Origin of the sequence: Pseudomonas sp. Irchel 3H3, from assembly GCF_900187635.1 — a bacterium.
Taxonomy (GTDB): Bacteria; Pseudomonadota; Gammaproteobacteria; order Pseudomonadales; family Pseudomonadaceae; genus Aquipseudomonas.
In genome coordinates this window covers 17311-36256 of sequence record NZ_FYEC01000037.1, presented here as the reverse complement: position 1 = coordinate 36256, position 18946 = coordinate 17311, and the positions used below count along the sequence as shown (strand labels likewise).

Here is an 18946-nt window from a genome sequence, read left to right as displayed (position 1 = left end):
GCGGGCTGGCAGGCGGGGCGTCCTCGCCGGGGTATCGGCGCTGTGCTATCGTTGCGGCATCATTTTGTCGAAATCAACGAGAATCCCCGCATGAAGCTGGCTGTCTGGACGACAGAATCCATGATGAGCTGCAAGCGCTTGGTGCTGGCTGGGATTCTCTGTCTGTTCAGCGTGCAACTGTTCGCCGAGAGCCGATTGCCGGCCAGCATGGCCGACCAGCGCGCCCGCTCGGTGACCCAGGTGGTGCTGGGGATTCTCAGCTACGCCCGCTGGCCGGTCGAACCCGAAAAATTGCGCCTGTGCCTCCTCGGCCCTACCCAATACACCGACGACCTGGTCAAGGGCACCACCCAGGCCACCGGCCGTCCGGTGTTGGTGCGCCGACTGTTGGCGAGCTACCCGGCTATCGCCACTGAATGTGATGCGGTCTATATCGGCGAACTGAGCGCCGAGGAACGCAGTGGCTTGTTCACCTCGTTGATCGGGCACCCGGTGCTCAGCATCAGCGAGGCCGACGAGCATTGCGCGGTGGGCAGCCTGTTTTGCTTGCGAGTCAGCGACCAGCAAGTGTCGTTCGAGGTCAACCTCGACTCGGTGGCGCGCAGCGGCGTGCGCATTCACCCCAGCGTATTGCAACTCTCGCGTCGCAAGTCGGTAGCGCCATGAACCTGTTCAACCGAGACGGGCGTCCGACCCTGCGTTCAGTCATTGGCCGTGGCAACCTGATCGTGGCGCTGGTCGGGGTGGCCATGACCAGCTTGTCCCTGACAGTGCTCGGTGTGCTGGCGTTGCGGGTGTATGCCGATCACAACCTGCACCTGATCGCCCGTTCCATCAATTACACCGTGGAAGCGGCGGTGGTGTTCAACGACAAGGCCGCCGCCAACGAAGCGCTGGCCTTGATCGCCTCCACCGAAGAAGTGGCCGACGCGCAGGTGTTCGATGCCCAGGGCCAGTTGTTGGCCCGCTGGCAGCGTGGGGAACACGGGCTGGTCTCGGCATTGGAAGTGCAGATCGCCCGCCGCGTGCTGGAAGAACCGATCCGCATGCCCATCGTCCATCAGGACCGGGAAGTCGGCAGCATCCTGATCATCGGCCATGGCGGCAGCCTGATGCGCTTCCTGCTCAGCGGCCTGGCGGGGATTATCCTGTGCAGCGCCCTCAGCGCCTGGGTTGCGTTGTTCCTCGCGCGGCGCCAACTCAAGGGCATCACCGGGCCGCTGCGCAGCCTGGCGCGAGTGGCGCACGCGGCCCGCAGCGAACGCGCCTTTGACCAGCGCGTGCCGCCGGCGCGCATCGCCGAGCTGGACAGCCTGGGCAACGACTTCAATGCCTTGCTCGACGAACTGGAGTCCTGGCAGACCCACCTGCAGAGCGAAAACGAAAGCCTGGCGCACCAGGCCAATCACGACAGCCTCACCGGGTTGCCCAACCGGGCCTTCTTCGAAGGGCGGCTGGCGCGGGCCGTGCGCAGTGCCAGCAAGTACAACGAACGAGTGGCCGTGCTGTTTCTCGACAGCGATCGGTTCAAGGGCATCAACGACAACTACGGGCACGCGGCCGGCGATGCGGTGCTGGTAGCGGTGGCCACCCGGGTACGTGCGCAATTGCGCGAAGAAGACCTGGTGGCGCGGCTCGGTGGCGATGAGTTTGCCGTGCTGCTGACCCCTCTGCACAAGATCGAAGATGCCGAGCGCATTGCCGGCAAGATCATCGCCAGCATGGCACTGCCGGTGCAGTTGCCTGATGGCTCCTCGGTCCAGACCTCGCTGAGTGTCGGGATCGCGCTTTACCCGGATCATGGTGCCACCCCTGGCACCTTGTTACATTCCGCCGACGCGGCGATGTACCAGGCCAAACGCCTCTCCCGAGGCGGGCAATACACGGCACGGTCGGAGCACCTTGCCGCCAATCTTAAAACCAGGAGCTAACCTCGTGTTCTCAGTTACCCAGCGTTCCCTTCGATTCTTCACCCTGACCCTGTTCATGGCCCTGCTGGCCTTGACCGGGTGCCAGACGGCGCCGCAAAAGGGCCTGACCCCCGCGCAGATCGCCGTGCTCAAACAGCAGGGGTTCGAACTGACTGACGAAGGCTGGGCGTTTGGCCTGTCGGGCAAGGTGCTGTTCGGCAGCGACGTGGAAAGCCTCAACGCGCAGAGCACGGAAATTGTCGAGCGCATCGGCAAGGCGCTACTGGGAGTTGGCATCGACCGCGTGCGAGTCGACGGCCACACCGACGCCTCCGGCAAGGAAGCCTACAACCAGCAACTGTCCATGCGCCGCGCCAAGAGCGTGCGCAACGTACTGACCCGCGTCGGCATGCGTGAAGAAAACGTCCAACTGCGCGGCCTCGGCAGCAGCGTACCGGTAGCCTCGAACAAAACCGCCAGCGGCCGCACCGAAAACCGCCGCGTGGCCATCGTGGTCAGCGCCGACTAATCGGCAAAGTGTATCTGGCGGGTCTCACCCATCAACAACCCCTGGTTCTGCTCGGTCACGTTACGGATGTAATCCCAGAGCAGGGTGATCCGCTTGAGCTTGCGCAGGTCCTCGCGGCAGTACATCCAGAACTGTCGGGTGATGTTGATTTCTGCCGGTAGCACCGGCAGCAGCCGTGCATCCTGGGCTGCCAGGAAGCACGGCAGGATCGCCAGCGAGCGGCCTTGCTGGGCGGCGACGAATTGGGCGATCACGCTGGTGCTGCGCAGGTTGGCGCTGGCGCCGGGCAGGACGTTGGCCAGGTACAGCAGCTCCGAGCTGAAGGCCAGGTCGTCGACATAACTGATGAACTGATGCTGGGCCAGGTCCGCCGGGCGACGGATGGGCGGGTGTTGGTCGAGGTAGTCCTGGGTCGCGTACAGCTGCAGGCGGTAGTCGCAGAGTTTGCAGCAGACATACGGCCCGTGTTCCGGACGCTCAAGAGCAATGACGATGTCCGCTTCGCGCTTGGACAGGCTAATGAAGTGCGGCAGCGGCAGGATGTCCACCGAGATCGCCGGGTAGGCATCGACGAAGTGGCTCAACTGCGGCGTGATGAAAAAGCTGCCGAAGCCTTCGGTACAGCCCATGCGCACATGCCCGGACAACGCCACCCCCGAACCTGACACCTGCTCGCACGCCATGTGCAGGGTGCTTTCTATCGACTCGGCATAGCCCAGCAGGCGCTGGCCCTCGGCGGTGAGGACAAAGCCGTTGGTCCGCGACTTCTCGAACAGCAGGGTGCCCAGGGCGCCTTCCAGCGAACTGATGCGCCGCGACACCGTGGTGTAATCCACGGCCAGGCGTTTGGCGGCCGTGCTGGCCTTGCGGGTACGGGCCACCTCGAGGAAAAACTTCAAGTCATCCCAGTTCAGGGAGCCCAGCGATGTGATGTTTTTTTGCATGTTGGACCGGCTTTTATGTGCGTTCTTATTAGAAGTTTGCACATCTATACTCCAAAAACAGTCCGCCCACCACGTCGCGGTCCACGCCTCATCTCAAGGCGGCTTGTTCGCCTTGGCTCCCAGCATAACTATAAGTCCCGGAGACCAGCATGAACGCATCCCTCACGCCCAACGAAACCACCGTGCAAACGGCCAAGCTGTTGATCGACGGTCAATGGGTCGAGTCCAAGACCACCGAATGGCACGACATCGTCAATCCGGCGACCCAGCAAGTGCTGGCCAAGGTGCCGTTTGCCACCGCTGAAGAAGTCAACGCTGCCATCGACGCCGCCCATCGTGCGTTCCAGACCTGGAAGCTGACCCCGATCGGCGCGCGGATGCGCATCATGCTCAAGCTCCAGGCCTTGATTCGCGAGCACTCCAAGCGCATCGCCGTGGTCCTCAGTGCCGAGCAGGGCAAAACCATCGCCGACGCTGAAGGCGACATTTTCCGTGGCCTGGAAGTGGTCGAGCACGCCTGTTCCATCGGCACCCTGCAAATGGGCGAGTTTGCCGAGAACGTCGCCGGCGGCGTTGACACCTATACCCTGCGCCAGCCTATCGGTGTGTGCGCTGGCATCACCCCATTCAACTTCCCGGCGATGATCCCACTGTGGATGTTCCCGATGGCCATCGCCTGCGGCAACACCTTCGTGCTCAAGCCGTCCGAACAGGACCCGCTGTCGACCTTGCTGCTGGTGGAACTGGCGATCGAAGCCGGCGTACCGGCCGGTGTGCTCAACGTGGTGCACGGCGGTAAGGACGTGGTGGATGCGCTGTGCACCCACAAGGACATCAAGGCGGTGTCCTTCGTCGGTTCGACCGCGGTTGGCACCCACGTCTACGACCTGGCCGGCAAGCACGGCAAACGCGTGCAATCGATGATGGGCGCCAAGAACCACGCCGTGGTACTGCCGGATGCCAACCGCGAGCAAACCCTCAACGCCCTGGTCGGTGCCGGTTTCGGTGCGGCCGGGCAACGCTGCATGGCCACCTCGGTAGTGGTCCTGGTAGGTGCGGCCAAGCAATGGCTGCCGGACCTTAAGGCGCTGGCGCAAAAACTCAAGGTCAATGCCGGCAGTGAGCCAGGCACCGATGTCGGCCCGGTGATCTCCAAGCGCGCCAAGGCACGGATCCTCGACCTGATCGAAAGCGGTATCAAGGAAGGCGCCAAGCTGGAACTCGATGGTCGCGAGATTAGCGTCCCGGGCTTCGAGCAAGGCAACTTCGTCGGCCCGACCCTGTTCTCCGGGGTGACCACCGACATGCAGATCTACACCCAGGAAATCTTCGGCCCGGTGCTGGTGGTGCTCGAAGTCGACACCCTTGACCAGGCGATCGCCATGGTCAACGCCAACCCGTTCGGCAACGGTACCGGCCTGTTCACCCAGAGCGGGGCGGCGGCGCGCAAGTTCCAGAGCGAAATCGACGTCGGCCAGGTGGGTATCAACATCCCGATCCCGGTGCCAGTGCCGTTTTTCAGCTTCACCGGTTCCCGTGGCTCCAAGCTCGGCGACCTGGGCCCGTATGGCAAGCAAGTGGTGCAGTTCTACACTCAGACCAAGACCGTCACCAGCCGCTGGTTTGATGACAACAGCGTCAACGACGGTGTGAACACCACGATCAACCTGCGCTAAGGAGCCCGACATCATGAAGATTGCGTTTATTGGTCTGGGCAACATGGGCGCGCCGATGGCGCGCAACCTGATCAAGGCCGGCCATTCGTTGAACCTGGTCGACCTGAACAAGGCGGTGCTGGCCGAGCTGGAGCAACTGGGCGGGCACATCAGCGCCACGGCCCGTGAAGCCGCGCAGGGTGCCGAACTGGTGATCACCATGCTGCCGGCCGCGGTGCATGTGCGCAGCGTCTGGCTGGGTGAAGACGGCGTACTGGCGGGGATCGGCAAAGGGGTCCCGGCGGTGGACTGCAGCACCATCGACCCGCAGACCGCCCGCGATGTCGCCGCAGCGGCAGCCAAGCAGGGCGTAACCATGGCTGACGCACCGGTGTCCGGCGGCACCGGTGGTGCGGCGGCCGGCACCCTGACCTTCATGGTCGGCGCCACGGTGGAGCTGTTCGCCACCCTGCAACCGGTGCTGGCGCAGATGGGCCGCAACATCGTGCACTGCGGTGAAGTCGGCACCGGGCAGATCGCCAAGATCTGCAACAACCTGCTGCTGGGCATTTCCATGGTTGGCGTCAGTGAAGCCATGGCCCTGGGCGACGCGCTGGGGATCGACACCGGCGTGCTGGCGGGGATCATCAATAGCTCGACCGGCCGTTGCTGGAGTTCGGAGATGTACAACCCCTGGCCTGGGGTGGTGGAAACCGCGCCAGCTTCGCGCGGCTACACCGGTGGTTTTGGTGCCGAACTGATGCTCAAGGACCTCGGCCTGGCCACCGAGGCAGCACGCCAGGCGCATCAGCCTGTGGTAATGGGCGCGGTGGCCCAGCAGCTGTACCAGGCCATGAGCCTGCGCGGTGAAGGTGGCCAGGATTTCTCGGCCATCATCAACAGCTACCGCAAGCCGCAGTAAAACAGGCACCGCCACACACACACAAAAGCCTGTGGGTCCGGGCTTGCCAGGGATGGTGGTGTGTCAGTGGCCGTAAATGCTGGCTGTGCCGGCCCCATCGCGGGCAAGCCCGCTCCCACATTGGATCTGTGGTACACACAGATCCCGCATACGCATAAAAACCTGTGGGAGCGGGCTTGCCCGCGAAGAGGCCGGCACAGTCAATATCAACGTTGACGGTGCTGGCGCATTCGCGGGCAAGCCCGCTCTCACAGTGGTTTTGCACCCATTACCGGATGCAATGCTCAAGCAAACACAAAGTACTTGCGCACGGTCTCCACCACTTCCCAGGTGCCTTTCATCCCCGGCTCGACCACAAAGATGTCACCCGCACGCAGATGGATCGGCGCCATGCCGTCCGGGGTGATCACGCAGTAGCCTTCCTGGAAATGGCAGTACTCCCACTTCACATAGTCGACTCGCCATTTGCCTGGCGTGCAGATCCAGGTGCCCATGATCTTGCTGCCATCCTCGCTGGTGTAGGCGTTGAGGTTGACGGTGTGCGGGTCGCCTTCGAGCTTTTCCCATTTGCAGGCGTCGAGCACTGGTAACGGGTGGGTATCACGAAGGACGGTAATGGGTTGGGACATGCTGACTCCGGGCGTTGGGCAGGAATGAAGTCCCACCCTATAGCGCCCGGCGCAGGCTCAGTTGTCTGTGCTCGACACTCAGCTGCCCAGAAACGCGCTGCGCCTCAGACCCGCTCCAGTGTGCACTGGTCCTGCACCTGGGCCAGGCTGGCCTGCAACGCGCTCAATTGCTGGTGTTGGCGGGTCAGTTGCTTGATGGTGTCGGTCAGTTGCCGCTTCTTGTCGGTGATCGCCTGGTGCGCCAGGTTCCAGGGCGGAGTCTGGCCACGGTGCGGCTCGAACATCGCCTGCATTTCCTTGAGCTTGAAACCCAGTTGCTGGGCGCACTTGATGAAACTCAGCAACTCGACGCTCTGCTGGTCGTAGATGCGGTACTTGCCCTGGCGCTGGGCAGGCGGCAACAGGCCGATGTCTTCGTAGTGACGAATGCTCTTGATGGTGGTGCCGGACAGTTTCGCCGCTTTACCGATGTACATGAAAAGTCCCTTTTTCGTGGATGTCCCGGATAACGCGGCGGATTATCCCTGAGACTTACCCCTGAGCGATAGCCTTGGCGCGTGCCAGCCAGGTCTGGCGCTGACGTGCGGTCGAGTTCAGCAGCGGGCCGAAGGTCAGGGTGGTGCGCGGGCGGATGCCGCAGAACGCCAGGGTGGTCTTGCGCACCTGGTGCAACCCGGGCATGCGATACACCCAGCGGTAGTACCAGGGCGGGGTGTCCATGGTCACCAACAGATCGGCGGTGCGCCCCTGCAGCAGCTTTTGCGGAAAGGCTTTGCCCGGGCGGTACTTGAAGGCAAAGCCGGGAAGCAGCACCCGGTCGAAAAAGCCCTTGAGCAACGCGGGAATGGCCCCCCACCAGATCGGGTAGACCAGTGTCAGGTGCTCGGCCCAGGTGATGTCCTCCTGGGCCTTGAGCAGGTCGGCTTCCAGTGGCTGGACCTGCTGGTAGCCTTCGCGCAGGATCGGGTCGAAACTCAAGGTACCCAGGCGCAGCTCGCGCACTTGATGCCCGGCCTCCCGGGCCGCCTGCACGTAGTGATCGGCGAGGGCGCCGCAGAAACTCTGGCTCGAAGGATGGCCGAGAATCACCAGTATCCGTTTGCTCATGTGCTTACCCCGCGATAGTCGAGGCGCGAGGATAAAGTCGACCCCACGGGGGAGAGTCAAGGGCAGCGTTGAATAGGGGTGGCACGGCGTGAAATTTCTATCGGAAAAACGGCAGTTTTTTAGCATTAAGTGCGAAACATTTGCTGAATGCCGAAGTTTTTCGCAAGAAAGTTCAGGGGTTTCGCTCGTATCATTCACGCGTGAGCAAGCCGAGATTTGAACAATGAAAAAAACACCATCCTGGTGGGACATCAGCCCACCCTTGAGCACCGCGACACCCACCTGGCCGGGTGATACACCCTTCCAGGAAGAGCGGGTCTGGACGTTCGGTCCCGAGTGCCCGGTCAACGTCGGGCGCATTACCCTGTCGCCGCACACCGGCGCCCACGTCGACGCGCCCCTGCATTACAGCCCGGACGGTGCGCCCATCGGCGAGGTGTCGCTGGAGGTCTACATGGGCCCGTGCCGCGTCCTGCATTGCCTGGACAGCGGCGCCCTGGTGCAGCCCGAGCAGCTTGCCGGGCGTCTGCAACAGTTGCCGGAGCGGGTGCTGTTGCGCACCTACCGCCAGGTACCGCTGGCCGCCTGGGACCCGGACTTCACTGCCGTGGCCAAGGACACCGTGGACCTGCTGGCCAGCCTCGGCGTGCGCCTGATCGGTATCGATACACCGTCCCTCGACCCGCAACAATCCAAGACCATGGACGCGCACAACGCCGTCGCTCGCCATGGCATGGCGATCCTCGAAGGGATCGTCCTCGATGACGTGCCGGAAGGTGACTACGAACTGATCGCCTTGCCGCTGCGCTTTGCCAATCTTGACGCCAGCCCGGTCCGGGCGATTTTGCGTCCGCTGAATACATCGCCACTTGAGGAGCCTGCGCAATGAGCCAATGTCCCTATTCCCCGGGCAACCAGACAGACGAATGGCATAACGCCGAGCTGAATTTCTCCGACTCCATGAGCTACGGCGACTACCTGGACCTGGGGCGGATTCTCAGCGCCCAGCACCCGTTGTCGCCGGACCATAACGAAATGCTGTTCATCATCCAGCACCAGACATCCGAGCTGTGGATGAAACTGATGCTGCACGAACTCAAGGCGGCCCGTGAACACGTGCGCCTGGGCGAGCTGCCGCCAGCGTTCAAGATGCTGGCGCGGGTGTCGCGGATCTTCGACCAACTGGTGCATGCCTGGACCGTGCTGGCGACCATGACCCCCACCGAATACCACGCGATCCGGCCATTTCTCGGGCAGTCGTCGGGCTTCCAGTCGTTCCAGTACCGCGAGATCGAATTCATCCTTGGCAACAAGAGCGCCACCCTGTTGCGCCCCCATGCCCACCGTCCGGAACTTCTGGCCGAACTGCAGCAGTCGCTGGCCACGCCATCGCTGTACGACGAGGCGATTCGCCTGATGGTCAGCGCCGGCCTGGCGATCGACCCGCAGCGCCTGACCTGCGACCCGACCCAGCCAACCGCCCATGACGCCTCGGTCGAAGCCGCCTGGCGAGTGGTCTACAAGAACCCTACGCAATACTGGGACCTGTACCAGTTGGCCGAGAAGTTCATCGACCTCGAAGACTCGTTCCGCCAGTGGCGCTTCCGCCATGTGACCACGGTCGAGCGGATCATCGGCTTCCAGCCAGGCACCGGCGGCACCGAAGGCGTGGGTTACCTGCGCAAGATGCTCGACACCGTGCTGTTCCCTGAACTGTGGCGCGTGCGCTCCACCCTCTGAACACAGGGATTGTGGTTTACGCAGACAGTAAAAAGCCCCGGCATTCAGCGAATGCCGGGGCTTTTTATTGGCTGACGGTTATCGCGCGACCGACAGCGCTCGTGTGCGGGCAACCCGCATGCGGTAGGCCACGTACAGGATCGCGACCCAGACCGGAATCGCGAACACCGACGCCCGTATGCCCGGGATCGCCAGCATCACGCAGACGATCATGAGCATGAAGGCCAGGCACAGATAGTTGGTGTAGGGCGACCAGAATGCCTTGAAGCCCGGGACGATGCCTTTGAGGTGCATGGCCTTGCGGAACTTCAAGTGCGTCAGGCTGATCAGCGCCCAGTTGATCATCAGCGAAGCAACTACCAGGGCCATCAACAGCTCCAGCGCACCGTGGGGTGCCACGTAGTTGACCACCACGCACAGCAGGGTGACCAGCGCCGAAACGCTCAACGCCAGCAGTGGCACGCCTTGCTTGGTCAGCTTCATCAACTGCTTGGGTGCATCGCCCTGTTCGGCCAGGCCGTAGAGCATGCGGCTGTTGCAGTAGACGCCGCTGTTATACACCGAGAGCGCCGCGGTCAGGACCACGAAGTTGAGGATCTGCGCCGCCGTGTCGCTGCCGATCAAGGCAAAGATCTGCACGAACGGGCTGCCGCTGTAGGCATCGCCGGAAGCGCCGAGGGTCTGCAACAGTTGGTCCCAAGGGTACAGCGAGAGCAGCACGGTGAGTGCGCCGACGTAGAAGATCAGCACCCGGTAAACCACCTGGTTGATCGCCTTGGGAATCACTTTGCGCGGCTCGCTGGCCTCGGCAGCGGTGATGCCCACCAGCTCCAGGCCACCGAAGGAGAACATGATGAACGCCATCGCCATCAGCAGGCCGGTGGTGCCATTGGGGAAGAACCCGCCGTGTTCCCACAGGTTGCTCACCGAGGCCTGCGGGCCGCCGGTACCACTGAACAGCATGTAGCAACCGAGGGCGATCATGCCGATGATGGCCACGACCTTGATGATCGCGAACCAGAACTCCATCTCGCCGAACACTTTGACGTTCATGGTGTTGATCAGGTTGACCAGCACAAAGAACACCGCCGCGCTGACCCAGGTCGGCACCTCCGGCCACCAGAACTGGATGTACTTGCCGACGGCGGTCAGCTCCGCCATGCCCACCAGCACGTACAGCACCCAGTAGTTCCAGCCGGACAGGAAACCGGCAAACCCGCCCCAGTAATTGTGGGCGAAGTGGCTGAAAGAACCGGCGACCGGTTCCTCGACAATCATTTCGCCGAGCTGGCGCATGATCAGGAAAGCGATGAACCCGGCAATCGCATAGCCGAGAATCATCGAGGGGCCCGCTGACTTGAGTACACCTGCGGAGCCGAGGAACAACCCTGTGCCAATGGCACCACCCAAGGCGATCAGCTGGATATGTCTGTTCTTCAGCCCTCGCTTGAGTGTGCCCTGTTGCTGTATTTCATCCGCCATCTGGTTACCTTCTAGTTGTTTTGGTCCGGCTGTGTTGCACCCCGACAGCTTATTCAATTACCGCCCGTTTGTGAGCGTCAGACGTTGCTTTCGGTGAACTTTTCGTAATAAAGCTGCACCTTTTCCAGGCTTTGCGCCGCCAGCCAGGTCTTGATCGACTCGACCATCGGCGGTGGTCCACAGACGTACATGTCGGCGGCGCTGTCGCGCCATTGGCTGGCATCGAAGTGCTCGGCGATGTAGCCGCGCTTGCCGGTCCAGGCTGGCGTGGGTTCGCTGACCACCTCGGTGTAGCGAAATCCCGGCAGGTGCTGGGCGTAGGCCCGGATGCGCGCGGACTCGCACAGGTCGGCTGCATCGCGCACCCCGTAGTACAGGTGCACCGGCTGATCACAACCGCGTGCGGCCATTTCGTCGAGCATCCCCAACAGCGCCGACAAACCGGTGCCGCCGGCCACCAGCACCAGTGGCCGGGTGATGTGGCGCAGGTAAAACGCCCCCAGTGGCGCTTCCAGTTCGATGCGATCGCCGACCTGGCAACGCTGGCGGATGTAGTTGCTCATGGCGCCGTCCGGCAGCAGGCGAATCAGGAACTGCAGCTGATTGCTGGCGTCGGGGCGGTTGGCGAACGAGTAGGAACGTTTGCTGCTGGTGCCGGGAATCAGCAGCCGTGCGTATTGCCCCGGGAGGAAGTCCAGCAGCGGTGCGCCGGGCTCCAGCGCCAGGTGCAGGATCGCGGTGCTGGCCGAGACCTGGGTGACCTGGCTGACGGTGCCGCTGAGCTGGCCCGGCCCGGCGGCGTTGCACAGGCTGGACGCGAAGTCGAAGTAGAAGGCGGCATCGGACTTCACCCGGGTCTGGCAGGTGAGCATCTTGCGCTGTTGCAGGTCCAGGCTGGAGAGGGCTTCCTCATCCACATAGTCCTGGCTGTAATCGCCGGATTCACAGCGACCCTGGCACGTGCCACAGACCCCTTCGCGGCAATCCAGGGGAATCTTGATGCCATTGCGCAGCGCGGCATCGAGCAGTATTTCGTTGGCCTGCACGGGAAAGAACAGGGTCTTGCCGTCGGCAAAGCTGAACGCGACCTTATGGTTCATTCACAACTCCAAAAAAGCCGTAGCAGCTGTCGAGCCCGCGAGGCTGCGTTGCGTGTCCGCAGGACCGCCCTTGGGGATTGGCGCGCCTCGTGGGCTCGGCAGCTGCTACAGGTCACAAGTGGTAGAAGTCGAGCACCGAGTTGATGGCGTCGTTGAGCAGCAGCACGTGCTTGCGGGTGATCAGCCAGCTGTCGTTGTGCGGCGTCAGGCGATAGGTGGCATTGCCATAAAACTGCTCGGAAGTGGCCAGGCGGTAGAACAGGGTGTGCCAGTTCAGGCGCACCTCCAGTTCGCCCTGGGGCAGCTCACTGATCCGCACGTTATTGATCAGGTGCAGGGTGCGCGGCATGGGCGTGGCCGAGGCGGCCTTGCCGGTGCGCAGGCGAAACACCCGGTCTTCCAGGCCAGAACGGTTGGCGTAGTAGATCAGCGACATCTCGCGCTTGGGGTCCTGGGTGTAGACGTGCTCGGAGTCCCATTGCGGCAGGTGGAACTCGCTCTGCTCAGCGAACAGCTGGAGGTAGGCGTCCCAGTCCTTGGCGTCGCACAACTCGGACTTGCGGTAGAAAAACTGCTCGATCTGATACTGCAATTGCGCATTCATGGTCACACCTCACGCAGCTTCAGGGATTGTTTGTCCAGGCCGTCGAGCAGGAACTTCTGCCAGTTGGCATGCTGGTTGACGTAAAGCCCTTCGTGGGTGAACTCGGTGCCGGTCATGGCTGGAGAGATGCCGATGGCCTCGCTGTTGGGCGTGGCGCCTGTGGCCCAGCGATGGCTGCCGCGGGAGATATCGCTCCAGCGCTCCAGGCGTGCCTGGAAACCGCGCTGGGCTTCACGGAACTCCACCAGGTCGTCTGGAGTGCCAAGGCCGGAGACGTTGAAGAAGTCCTCGAACTGGCGAATGCGGTTTTCGCGGTCGGCGTCCGACTCGTTTTTCACCCCCAGGCACTGGCTGATGATCTCGGTCTTGTTCCACGCCACCGGGCGGATGATGCGCAACTGCGAGCTGATCTGGTCGAGGAAAAACAGGCTCGGGTAGACATTCAGGTTGCGCAGGCGATGCATCATCCATTCGGCCTTTTGCTGGCCGTGTTCTTCGATCAGGCGCGGCATGATGGTCGCGTAGCCGGAGCGTACCGAGGGGTTGGGCATGTCACTGAACAACACGCTGTGCCCGTTGTTGAAGGCGAACCAGCCGTCATCGGTGTTGGCATCGCCGGCACCGAGCTTGCTGTAGTCCAGGGTGCTGCCGCCGGCGCTGCCGTTTTCGCTGTTGACCTGCTGGCGATGCTGCACCGTGGCCACGTAGTTATAGTGAACCGTGCTGACGTGGTAGCCATCCAGGCCATTCTCGTTCTGCAGTTTCCAGTTGCCATCGTAGGTGTAGGCCGACTTGCCGGGCAGCACCTCCAGTTCGCCGGTGGGCGACTGCGCGACCATCATGTCGAAGAACACCCGGGCGTCACCCAGGAAGTCTTCCAGGCTGTCGCTGCCCTGCACATCGAGGCTGATGAACACAAACCCCTTGTAGCTCTGGATGCGCGCCTTCTTCAGGCCGCGAGTGGCCTTGTCGAAGCCTTCCGGGTACTCGCCCGGGGCCTTGACCTTGACCAGGCGACCGTCGCTTTTGTAGCACCAGGCATGGAATGGGCAGGTGAAGGTCGACTGGTTGCCCTTGCCGACCCGGGTCAGGGTGGTGCCGCGATGCTGGCAAGCGTTGATCAGTGCATTGAGCTGGCCGTCACCGTCGCGAGTGATGATCATCGGCTGGCGTCCGGCACGCATGGTGACGAAGTCGTGGTTATTGGCCAGCTCGCTTTCGTGGCAGGCGTAGATCCAGTTCTTCTCGAAGATCAGCTCCATTTCCAGGTCGAACAGCTGCGGTTCGGTGAACATCTCCCGGGCAATGCGAAACACGCCCTCCACCGGACGGAAGTCCAGACAACCTTCGATAAACGTTTTCCACTGCTCGAGGTTTTTCTCGCCACTCATGGGTCTGCGCCTTTTTTTATTCAAGCTAATCGGTGCGCACATTAGAGAGAGCGGGGCGGGGCAGGGTCTATCCGGTTACTCGACGAAGGCAATCCACAAAATCCGCTGGGGCCGACAACGGGCAGTGGGTGCGGGTAACACCTGGGCAGCGAATACCCATCGCTGCGCCCCAAACGATGAACGGCTGCCTCAACCGGCAGCATTGAGGTACTGTTTTGCCCAGTTTGGAGGACTGTGCCAGGGCGACTATCCTGCTCTGCTGCGCCGGGTTATCCGCTTATTCGGCGATTGCTATCCATCGACTCAGGGAGCGGGTCGAGTGGTCTGGAACTTGCTCCGTCCAAACCAGAGGTGCGCCGTCAGAGTGCACTGAAAAAATATTGCCGTGGGTGTGCCGTGATGAGTAGCAAAGCCGATCCGCAGAGTCGCGATATTCGTATCGATCACTATGACCTTGAAGGGGCCAGGACCTGGATGTCCGGTATCTGTGGCCCTCATCGCCTGGAAACCGCCACCCCCGAGCGGATCCGTTTTCACCACAGTGCCAATGTCTTCAAGTCGATGGCCACCACCCTCGGTACCATCGAGTACGGCACCGACGTGACGGTGGATATCGAAGACGCCGAGCACTTCAGCAGCTACAGCCTCAGCCTGCCGCTGGTGGGTGAGCAGGAACTGCGCAAGAACGGCAGCCTGCTGCGCTCGGATCGTGACCAGGGGGTGATCATTTCACCGAACGAAAACCAGGTGCTGGCGATTTCCGGCGACTGCCGCAAGGTCCAGGTGGTGATCACCCGGGCGGCCATGAGCGAGTCCCTGGAAGGCATCCTGCAACGTCCGCTCGACGCACCGCTGCGCTTTGAACCGTTGATGGATGCGGTGGATGGCGCATCGGCCGCGTGGTGGCGCATGGCGCGCTATTTCATTGCGGAGCTTGAGCGCAGCAGCTCGCTGTTTGACCAGGTGACCTTCACCCGCGACATCGAAAGCTCGTTGATCAAGGGCCTGATCCTCGCCCAGCCCAATAACTACTCCGAGGAGCTGCGCGGGGTGCTGGGGGTGAAGGTGCCGCACTACCTGGTGCGGGCCAAGCAGTACATCCACGACAACGCCCGCGAAGCCTTGCACCTGGAGGACATCGAGGCCGCGGCGGGGGTGTCGCGGTTCAAGCTGTTCGAGGCGTTTCGCAAATACTTCGCTCTGTCGCCCATGGCCTACCTGAAAAAACACCGCTTGAATGCAGTGCGCCAGGACCTGCTCGAACATGGTCAGGCGCGCAATATCTCCGAGGTTGCCATGGCCTGGGGCTTTACCCACATGGGGCGTTTTTCCGCCGAGTACCGCAAGCTGTTCGACGAGTCCCCCAGCGCGACCGTGCAGCGCAACGAAGCCCGGCGCATGCGCGGGCTGTGAGCTGTTGCCGGGCTACTTGCGCGCGACCAGGTCGAGCAGGTCGTCGCGCTCCTTGATCTTCTGCAGGACGATTTCCGAGCGGATATCGGTGACCCCCGCCGTGCGGTTGAGCTTGTTGACGATGAAATCCGAGAAGTGCTTGAGGTTGCGCGCCTGCACCCGCAGCACGTAGTTGCTGGCGCCGGTGATCACGTAGGCGGTGGCCACTTCCGGCCACGACTGGACCTTCTTGATAAAGGTCTCGTGCCAGTCCTCCGTGTCCTGGCGCAGGGACACATGGACAATGGCCTCAAGCTCCACCCCCAGGCGCTCGGCGCTCAGTTCGGCGCGATACCCGGTGATGATTCCCTCGCTCTCCAGCAGGCGTAAACGACGCAGGCAGGCCGAGGGTGACAGCGAGACCTTTTCCGCCAGTTCCTGGTTGCTGATGCGCCCATCCTGCTGCAGGTGATGGAGGATCCGCAGGTCTGTGGAGTCGAGATTCATGGTTTGAATAAATCCGCGTTTTTATCGGTTGGATTCGAATAATCTTCGAGATAACTACTATATGACCTCGCACTTTGCACGAAAATTCTGCAAGCCTTCGTTCATTATTTGCTCATCGTGCAAGTGCGAAAACCTCCGGAAATCGGTGCTCGCCGGCCGCATGCCACTTAAAGAACAGGACCGACAATGACCACAAGAAACGCTTGCCTGGCGCTCGATGCCGAGGACTCCCTGGCCCCTTTGCGTGAACAGTTTGCCCTGCCAGCCGGGGTGATCTACCTCGACGGCAACTCCCTGGGTGCCCGCCCGGTCGCCGCTCTGGAGCGTGCCCAGGCAGTGATCGCCCAGGAGTGGGGTGACGGCTTGATCCGCAGCTGGAACAGCGCCGGCTGGCGTGACCTGCCACAACGCCTGGGCAATCGCCTGGCGAGCCTGATCGGCGCGGGCGACGATGAAGTGGTGGTCACCGACACCACCTCGATCAACCTGTTCAAGGTGCTCGGTGCAGCGCTGAAAGTGCAGGCCGGTCGAGCACCGGAGCGCAAGGTGATCGTCAGCGAGTCGAGCAACTTCCCCACCGACCTGTACATTGCCCAGGGCCTGATGGACCTGCTGCAACAAGGCTACAGCCTGCGCTTGGTGGACACCCCCGAGGCGCTGGCGCAGGCCATCGACCAGGACGTCGCGGTGGTGCTGCTGACCCACGTCAACTACAAGACCGGCTACATGCACGACATGGCAGCCATGACCGCGCTGATCCACGAATGTGGCGCGCTGGCCATCTGGGACCTGGCTCACTCGGCGGGTGCGGTGCCGGTGGACCTGCGCCAGGCCGATGCCGACTACGCCATCGGTTGCACCTACAAATACCTCAATGGCGGCCCGGGTTCGCAGGCGTTTGCCTGGGTCTCCCCGAAGCTCTGCGACCTGGTTGCGCAACCGTTGTCGGGCTGGTTCGGCCACGTCCGCCAGTTCGACATGGAGTCCGGCTACGAGCCGAGCAAAGGCATTGCGCGCTACCTGTGCGGCACCCAACCGATCACCTCGCTGGCCATGGTCGAGTGCGGTCTGGACATCTTCGCCCAGACCGACATGCGCAGCCTGCGCCGCAAGTCCCTGGCCCTGACCGACCTGTTCATCCAGTTGGTCGAGGAGCGCTGCGCGGCCTACGACCTGACGCTGATCACCCCGCGTGAACACGCCAAGCGTGGCAGCCACGTCAGTTTCGAACACCCGCAAGGCTACGCGGTGATTCAGGCACTGATCGCCCGGGGCGTGATCGGCGACTACCGTGAGCCGCGGATCATGCGGTTCGGCTTCACCCCGCTGTACACCAGCTTCACTGAAGTGTTCGATGCGGTGCAGATCCTCGGCGAGATCCTCGACCAGGAAACCTGGGCCCAGGCGCAGTTCCAGGTGCGCCATAGCGTGACCTGACTCATAGATTCACCGGATCCCTGTAGGAGCGAGCCTGCTCGCGATGAACGTAAGCACGACACGTTGAAGCAGATTCACGCGTCATCGTTGACGTCCATCGCGAGCAAGCTCGCTCCTACAGGGCCCCGGTGTCTGATCGACGATGTGCTCTAAAAAAATAATATCCAGAGGACAGATACATGAGCGAAGCCGGTGGCTTTGACACGATTTCCAAGCGCGAGCAGGGCCTGCGGCGGCAGTTGACCTCGGGGCAGATGAGCATGATCGCCATTGGCGGAGCAATCGGTACCGGGTTGTTCATGGGCAGCGCCTACGCCATCGGCTATGCGGGGCCCAGCGTGCTGCTGAGCTACGCGATCGGCGCAATCATTACCTTGCTGTTGATGGGCTGCCTGGCGGAAATGACCGTGGCCCATTCCACCTCCGGTTCATTCGGCGCCTACGCCGAGTTCTACGTCAGCCCGCTGGCCGGGTTCCTGGTGCGGTACGCCTATTGGGCGGCGATTGTGCTGGCGGTCGGCACGGAAGTAACGGCGGTGGCGATGTACATGAAGTACTGGTTCGCCAACGTGCCGGAGTGGATCTGGATCGTCTCGTTTTCCAGCGTGCTGATCGTGCTCAACGCGATCAGCGTGAAGACCTTCGGCACCTTCGAGTACTGGTTCTCGACCATCAAGATCGGCGCGATCGTCGGCTTCATCATCCTTGCGGTGTACGTGGTGTTCGGCTCTGGCAACCCGGAGTACGGGGTGCAGCATTACACTGCCCATGGCGGCTTTTTCCCCAATGGCCTGCAGGGCATGTGGGTGGCGGTGATCGTGTCGATCTTCAGCTACCTGAGCGTGGAAATGATCGCGGTGGCGGCCGGCGAGGCCGAGGACCCGGAGCGTGCGGTGAAAAAAGCCTTTCGCGCGACCATCGTGCGCCTGGTGGTGTTCTACCTGCTGACCCTGGCCCTGATGCTGGCGATCGTGCCGTGGGTCCAGGCCGGGCAGGCGCAGAGCCCGTTCGTTACCGTGATGCAGACCATCGGCATTCCCGGGGCGACCGGGGTGATGAACTTCGTGATCCTGATTGCCGCGTTGTCGGCGATGAACAGCCAGTTGTACATCACCACGCGAATGATGTTCAGCCTGTCCCGTGGTGGCTACGCACCCAAGGCAATGGGCGCGCTGAGCAAGAGCGGGATCCCGCTCAACGCCCTGTTGCTGTCGAGCTCGGGAATCGCCCTGGCGACGCTGCTGAACCTGTTGTACCCAGAAAGTTCGTTCACCCTGATGATGGCGATCTCGATGTTCGGGGCGATTTTCACCTGGTTCATGATCTTCCTCACCCACTACTGTTTCCGTCGTTATCACCAGCGTCACGGTGAGAAAAAGCTGTCCTTTCGCATGCGCTTTTTTCCCTACAGCACCCTGCTGGGACTGGTGTTGATGGCCGCGGTAATGATCACCACCTACTTCACCGACGCATTCAAGATGACCCTGGTGTTCGGCGTGCCGTTCCTGCTGATCCTATCGGCGGTGTATGGGCTGTTCTTCAGAAAGCCCAAGCCGGCCACCGCCAATCTCGAAAACGCCTAACCCCCGTGCTCCTA

At 62.2% G+C, this 18946-nt stretch carries 19 protein-coding genes; 10 read left to right on the top strand and 9 right to left on the bottom strand.

What is annotated here, in order from left to right; translation table 11 throughout:
• Window positions 1-90: 90 nt before the first annotated feature.
• Genes CKW24_RS25275 through CKW24_RS25265 form a run of 3 tightly spaced genes read left to right on the top strand, consistent with a single transcriptional unit; the run spans window position 91 to window position 2439 of the window.
• Entirely contained in the window at window positions 91-666 is a 576-nt protein-coding gene (locus tag CKW24_RS25275; RefSeq protein ID WP_095171304.1) for a YfiR family protein, read from the top strand.
• The gene (locus CKW24_RS25270; protein ID WP_095171302.1) at window positions 663-1931 is read left to right on the top strand and encodes a diguanylate cyclase domain-containing protein; all 1269 of its coding nucleotides are present in this window, start codon (window positions 663-665) and stop codon (window positions 1929-1931) included. The genes CKW24_RS25275 and CKW24_RS25270 overlap by 4 nt, the downstream gene beginning before the upstream one ends.
• A gap of 4 nt (window positions 1932-1935) precedes the next feature.
• Complete coding sequence (locus CKW24_RS25265) at window positions 1936-2439, top strand: OmpA family protein (RefSeq protein ID WP_095171300.1); 504 nt, start codon at window positions 1936-1938, stop codon at window positions 2437-2439.
• On the opposite strand, the gene CKW24_RS25260 is transcribed toward CKW24_RS25265, so the two are convergent.
• Window positions 2436-3383 carry a LysR family transcriptional regulator gene (locus CKW24_RS25260; protein WP_095171298.1) on the bottom strand — a complete coding sequence of 316 codons (948 nt, stop codon included), beginning with the start codon at window positions 3381-3383 and terminating at the stop codon, window positions 2436-2438. The two genes, CKW24_RS25265 and CKW24_RS25260, sit on opposite strands and share 4 nt — an antisense overlap.
• Before the next feature lie 149 nt (window positions 3384-3532).
• Between CKW24_RS25260 and CKW24_RS25255 the strand changes: the two genes are divergently transcribed.
• Entirely contained in the window at window positions 3533-5059 is a 1527-nt protein-coding gene (locus CKW24_RS25255; protein WP_095171296.1) for a CoA-acylating methylmalonate-semialdehyde dehydrogenase, read from the top strand.
• A 13-nt stretch (window positions 5060-5072) separates the two neighbouring features.
• A complete protein-coding gene (gene mmsB, locus CKW24_RS25250; RefSeq protein ID WP_095171294.1) occupies window positions 5073-5960 on the top strand; it encodes a 3-hydroxyisobutyrate dehydrogenase in 888 nt (295 codons plus the stop codon).
• Window positions 5961-6244: 284 nt separating this feature from the next.
• Here the strand turns inward: mmsB and CKW24_RS25245 are convergent, their stop codons facing one another.
• From CKW24_RS25245 to CKW24_RS25235, 3 genes are all read right to left on the bottom strand, one after another.
• Window positions 6245-6589: a cupin domain-containing protein gene (locus tag CKW24_RS25245; protein ID WP_095171292.1), complete on the bottom strand. Its 345-nt coding sequence runs from the start codon at window positions 6587-6589 to the stop codon at window positions 6245-6247.
• Between the two features lie 104 nt (window positions 6590-6693).
• Complete coding sequence (locus CKW24_RS25240; RefSeq protein ID WP_095171290.1) at window positions 6694-7065, bottom strand: MerR family transcriptional regulator; 372 nt, start codon at window positions 7063-7065, stop codon at window positions 6694-6696.
• A gap of 55 nt (window positions 7066-7120) precedes the next feature.
• Window positions 7121-7696, bottom strand: a complete 576-nt coding sequence (locus CKW24_RS25235; RefSeq protein WP_095171288.1) for an NAD(P)H-dependent oxidoreductase — start codon at window positions 7694-7696, stop codon at window positions 7121-7123.
• 223 nt (window positions 7697-7919) lie between these two features.
• Between CKW24_RS25235 and kynB the strand changes: the two genes are divergently transcribed.
• Together kynB and kynA are read left to right on the top strand one after the other, a co-directional pair.
• Entirely contained in the window at window positions 7920-8585 is a 666-nt protein-coding gene (kynB, locus tag CKW24_RS25230; protein WP_095171286.1) for an arylformamidase, read from the top strand.
• A complete protein-coding gene (kynA, locus tag CKW24_RS25225) occupies window positions 8582-9436 on the top strand; it encodes a tryptophan 2,3-dioxygenase (RefSeq protein WP_095171285.1) in 855 nt (284 codons plus the stop codon). The genes kynB and kynA overlap by 4 nt, the downstream gene beginning before the upstream one ends.
• 78 nt (window positions 9437-9514) lie before the next feature.
• On the opposite strand, the gene CKW24_RS25220 is transcribed toward kynA, so the two are convergent.
• The 4 genes from CKW24_RS25220 to antA form a co-directional block, all read right to left on the bottom strand.
• Entirely contained in the window at window positions 9515-10918 is a 1404-nt protein-coding gene (locus CKW24_RS25220) for an amino acid permease (protein ID WP_095171283.1), read from the bottom strand.
• 77 nt (window positions 10919-10995) lie between these two features.
• Window positions 10996-12018 (bottom strand): anthranilate 1,2-dioxygenase electron transfer component AntC, encoded by a 1023-nt coding sequence (gene antC, locus CKW24_RS25215; RefSeq protein ID WP_095171281.1) that lies wholly within the window; start codon window positions 12016-12018, stop codon window positions 10996-10998.
• A gap of 112 nt (window positions 12019-12130) precedes the next feature.
• Window positions 12131-12622, bottom strand: coding sequence for an anthranilate 1,2-dioxygenase small subunit (antB, locus tag CKW24_RS25210; RefSeq protein WP_095171280.1), 492 nt, complete (start codon window positions 12620-12622; stop codon window positions 12131-12133).
• Between the two features lie 2 nt (window positions 12623-12624).
• Window positions 12625-14013 carry an anthranilate 1,2-dioxygenase large subunit gene (gene antA, locus CKW24_RS25205; protein WP_095171278.1) on the bottom strand — a complete coding sequence of 463 codons (1389 nt, stop codon included), beginning with the start codon at window positions 14011-14013 and terminating at the stop codon, window positions 12625-12627.
• 399 nt (window positions 14014-14412) lie between these two features.
• Between antA and CKW24_RS25200 the strand changes: the two genes are divergently transcribed.
• Entirely contained in the window at window positions 14413-15426 is a 1014-nt protein-coding gene (locus CKW24_RS25200) for an AraC family transcriptional regulator (protein ID WP_095171276.1), read from the top strand.
• 12 nt (window positions 15427-15438) lie between these two features.
• Here the strand turns inward: CKW24_RS25200 and CKW24_RS25195 are convergent, their stop codons facing one another.
• On the bottom strand, window positions 15439-15912 hold the full coding sequence (locus CKW24_RS25195) for an Lrp/AsnC family transcriptional regulator (protein ID WP_095171274.1): 474 nt from the start codon (window positions 15910-15912) through the stop codon (window positions 15439-15441).
• Window positions 15913-16098: 186 nt separating this feature from the next.
• Here CKW24_RS25195 and kynU point away from each other — a divergent pair, with 186 nt between their 5' ends.
• Together kynU and CKW24_RS25185 are read left to right on the top strand one after the other, a co-directional pair.
• Window positions 16099-17349 (top strand): kynureninase, encoded by a 1251-nt coding sequence (gene kynU / locus CKW24_RS25190; RefSeq protein WP_095171273.1) that lies wholly within the window; start codon window positions 16099-16101, stop codon window positions 17347-17349.
• A gap of 179 nt (window positions 17350-17528) precedes the next feature.
• Window positions 17529-18932 carry an amino acid permease gene (locus tag CKW24_RS25185; RefSeq protein ID WP_095171271.1) on the top strand — a complete coding sequence of 468 codons (1404 nt, stop codon included), beginning with the start codon at window positions 17529-17531 and terminating at the stop codon, window positions 18930-18932.
• Window positions 18933-18946 lie beyond the last annotated feature (14 nt).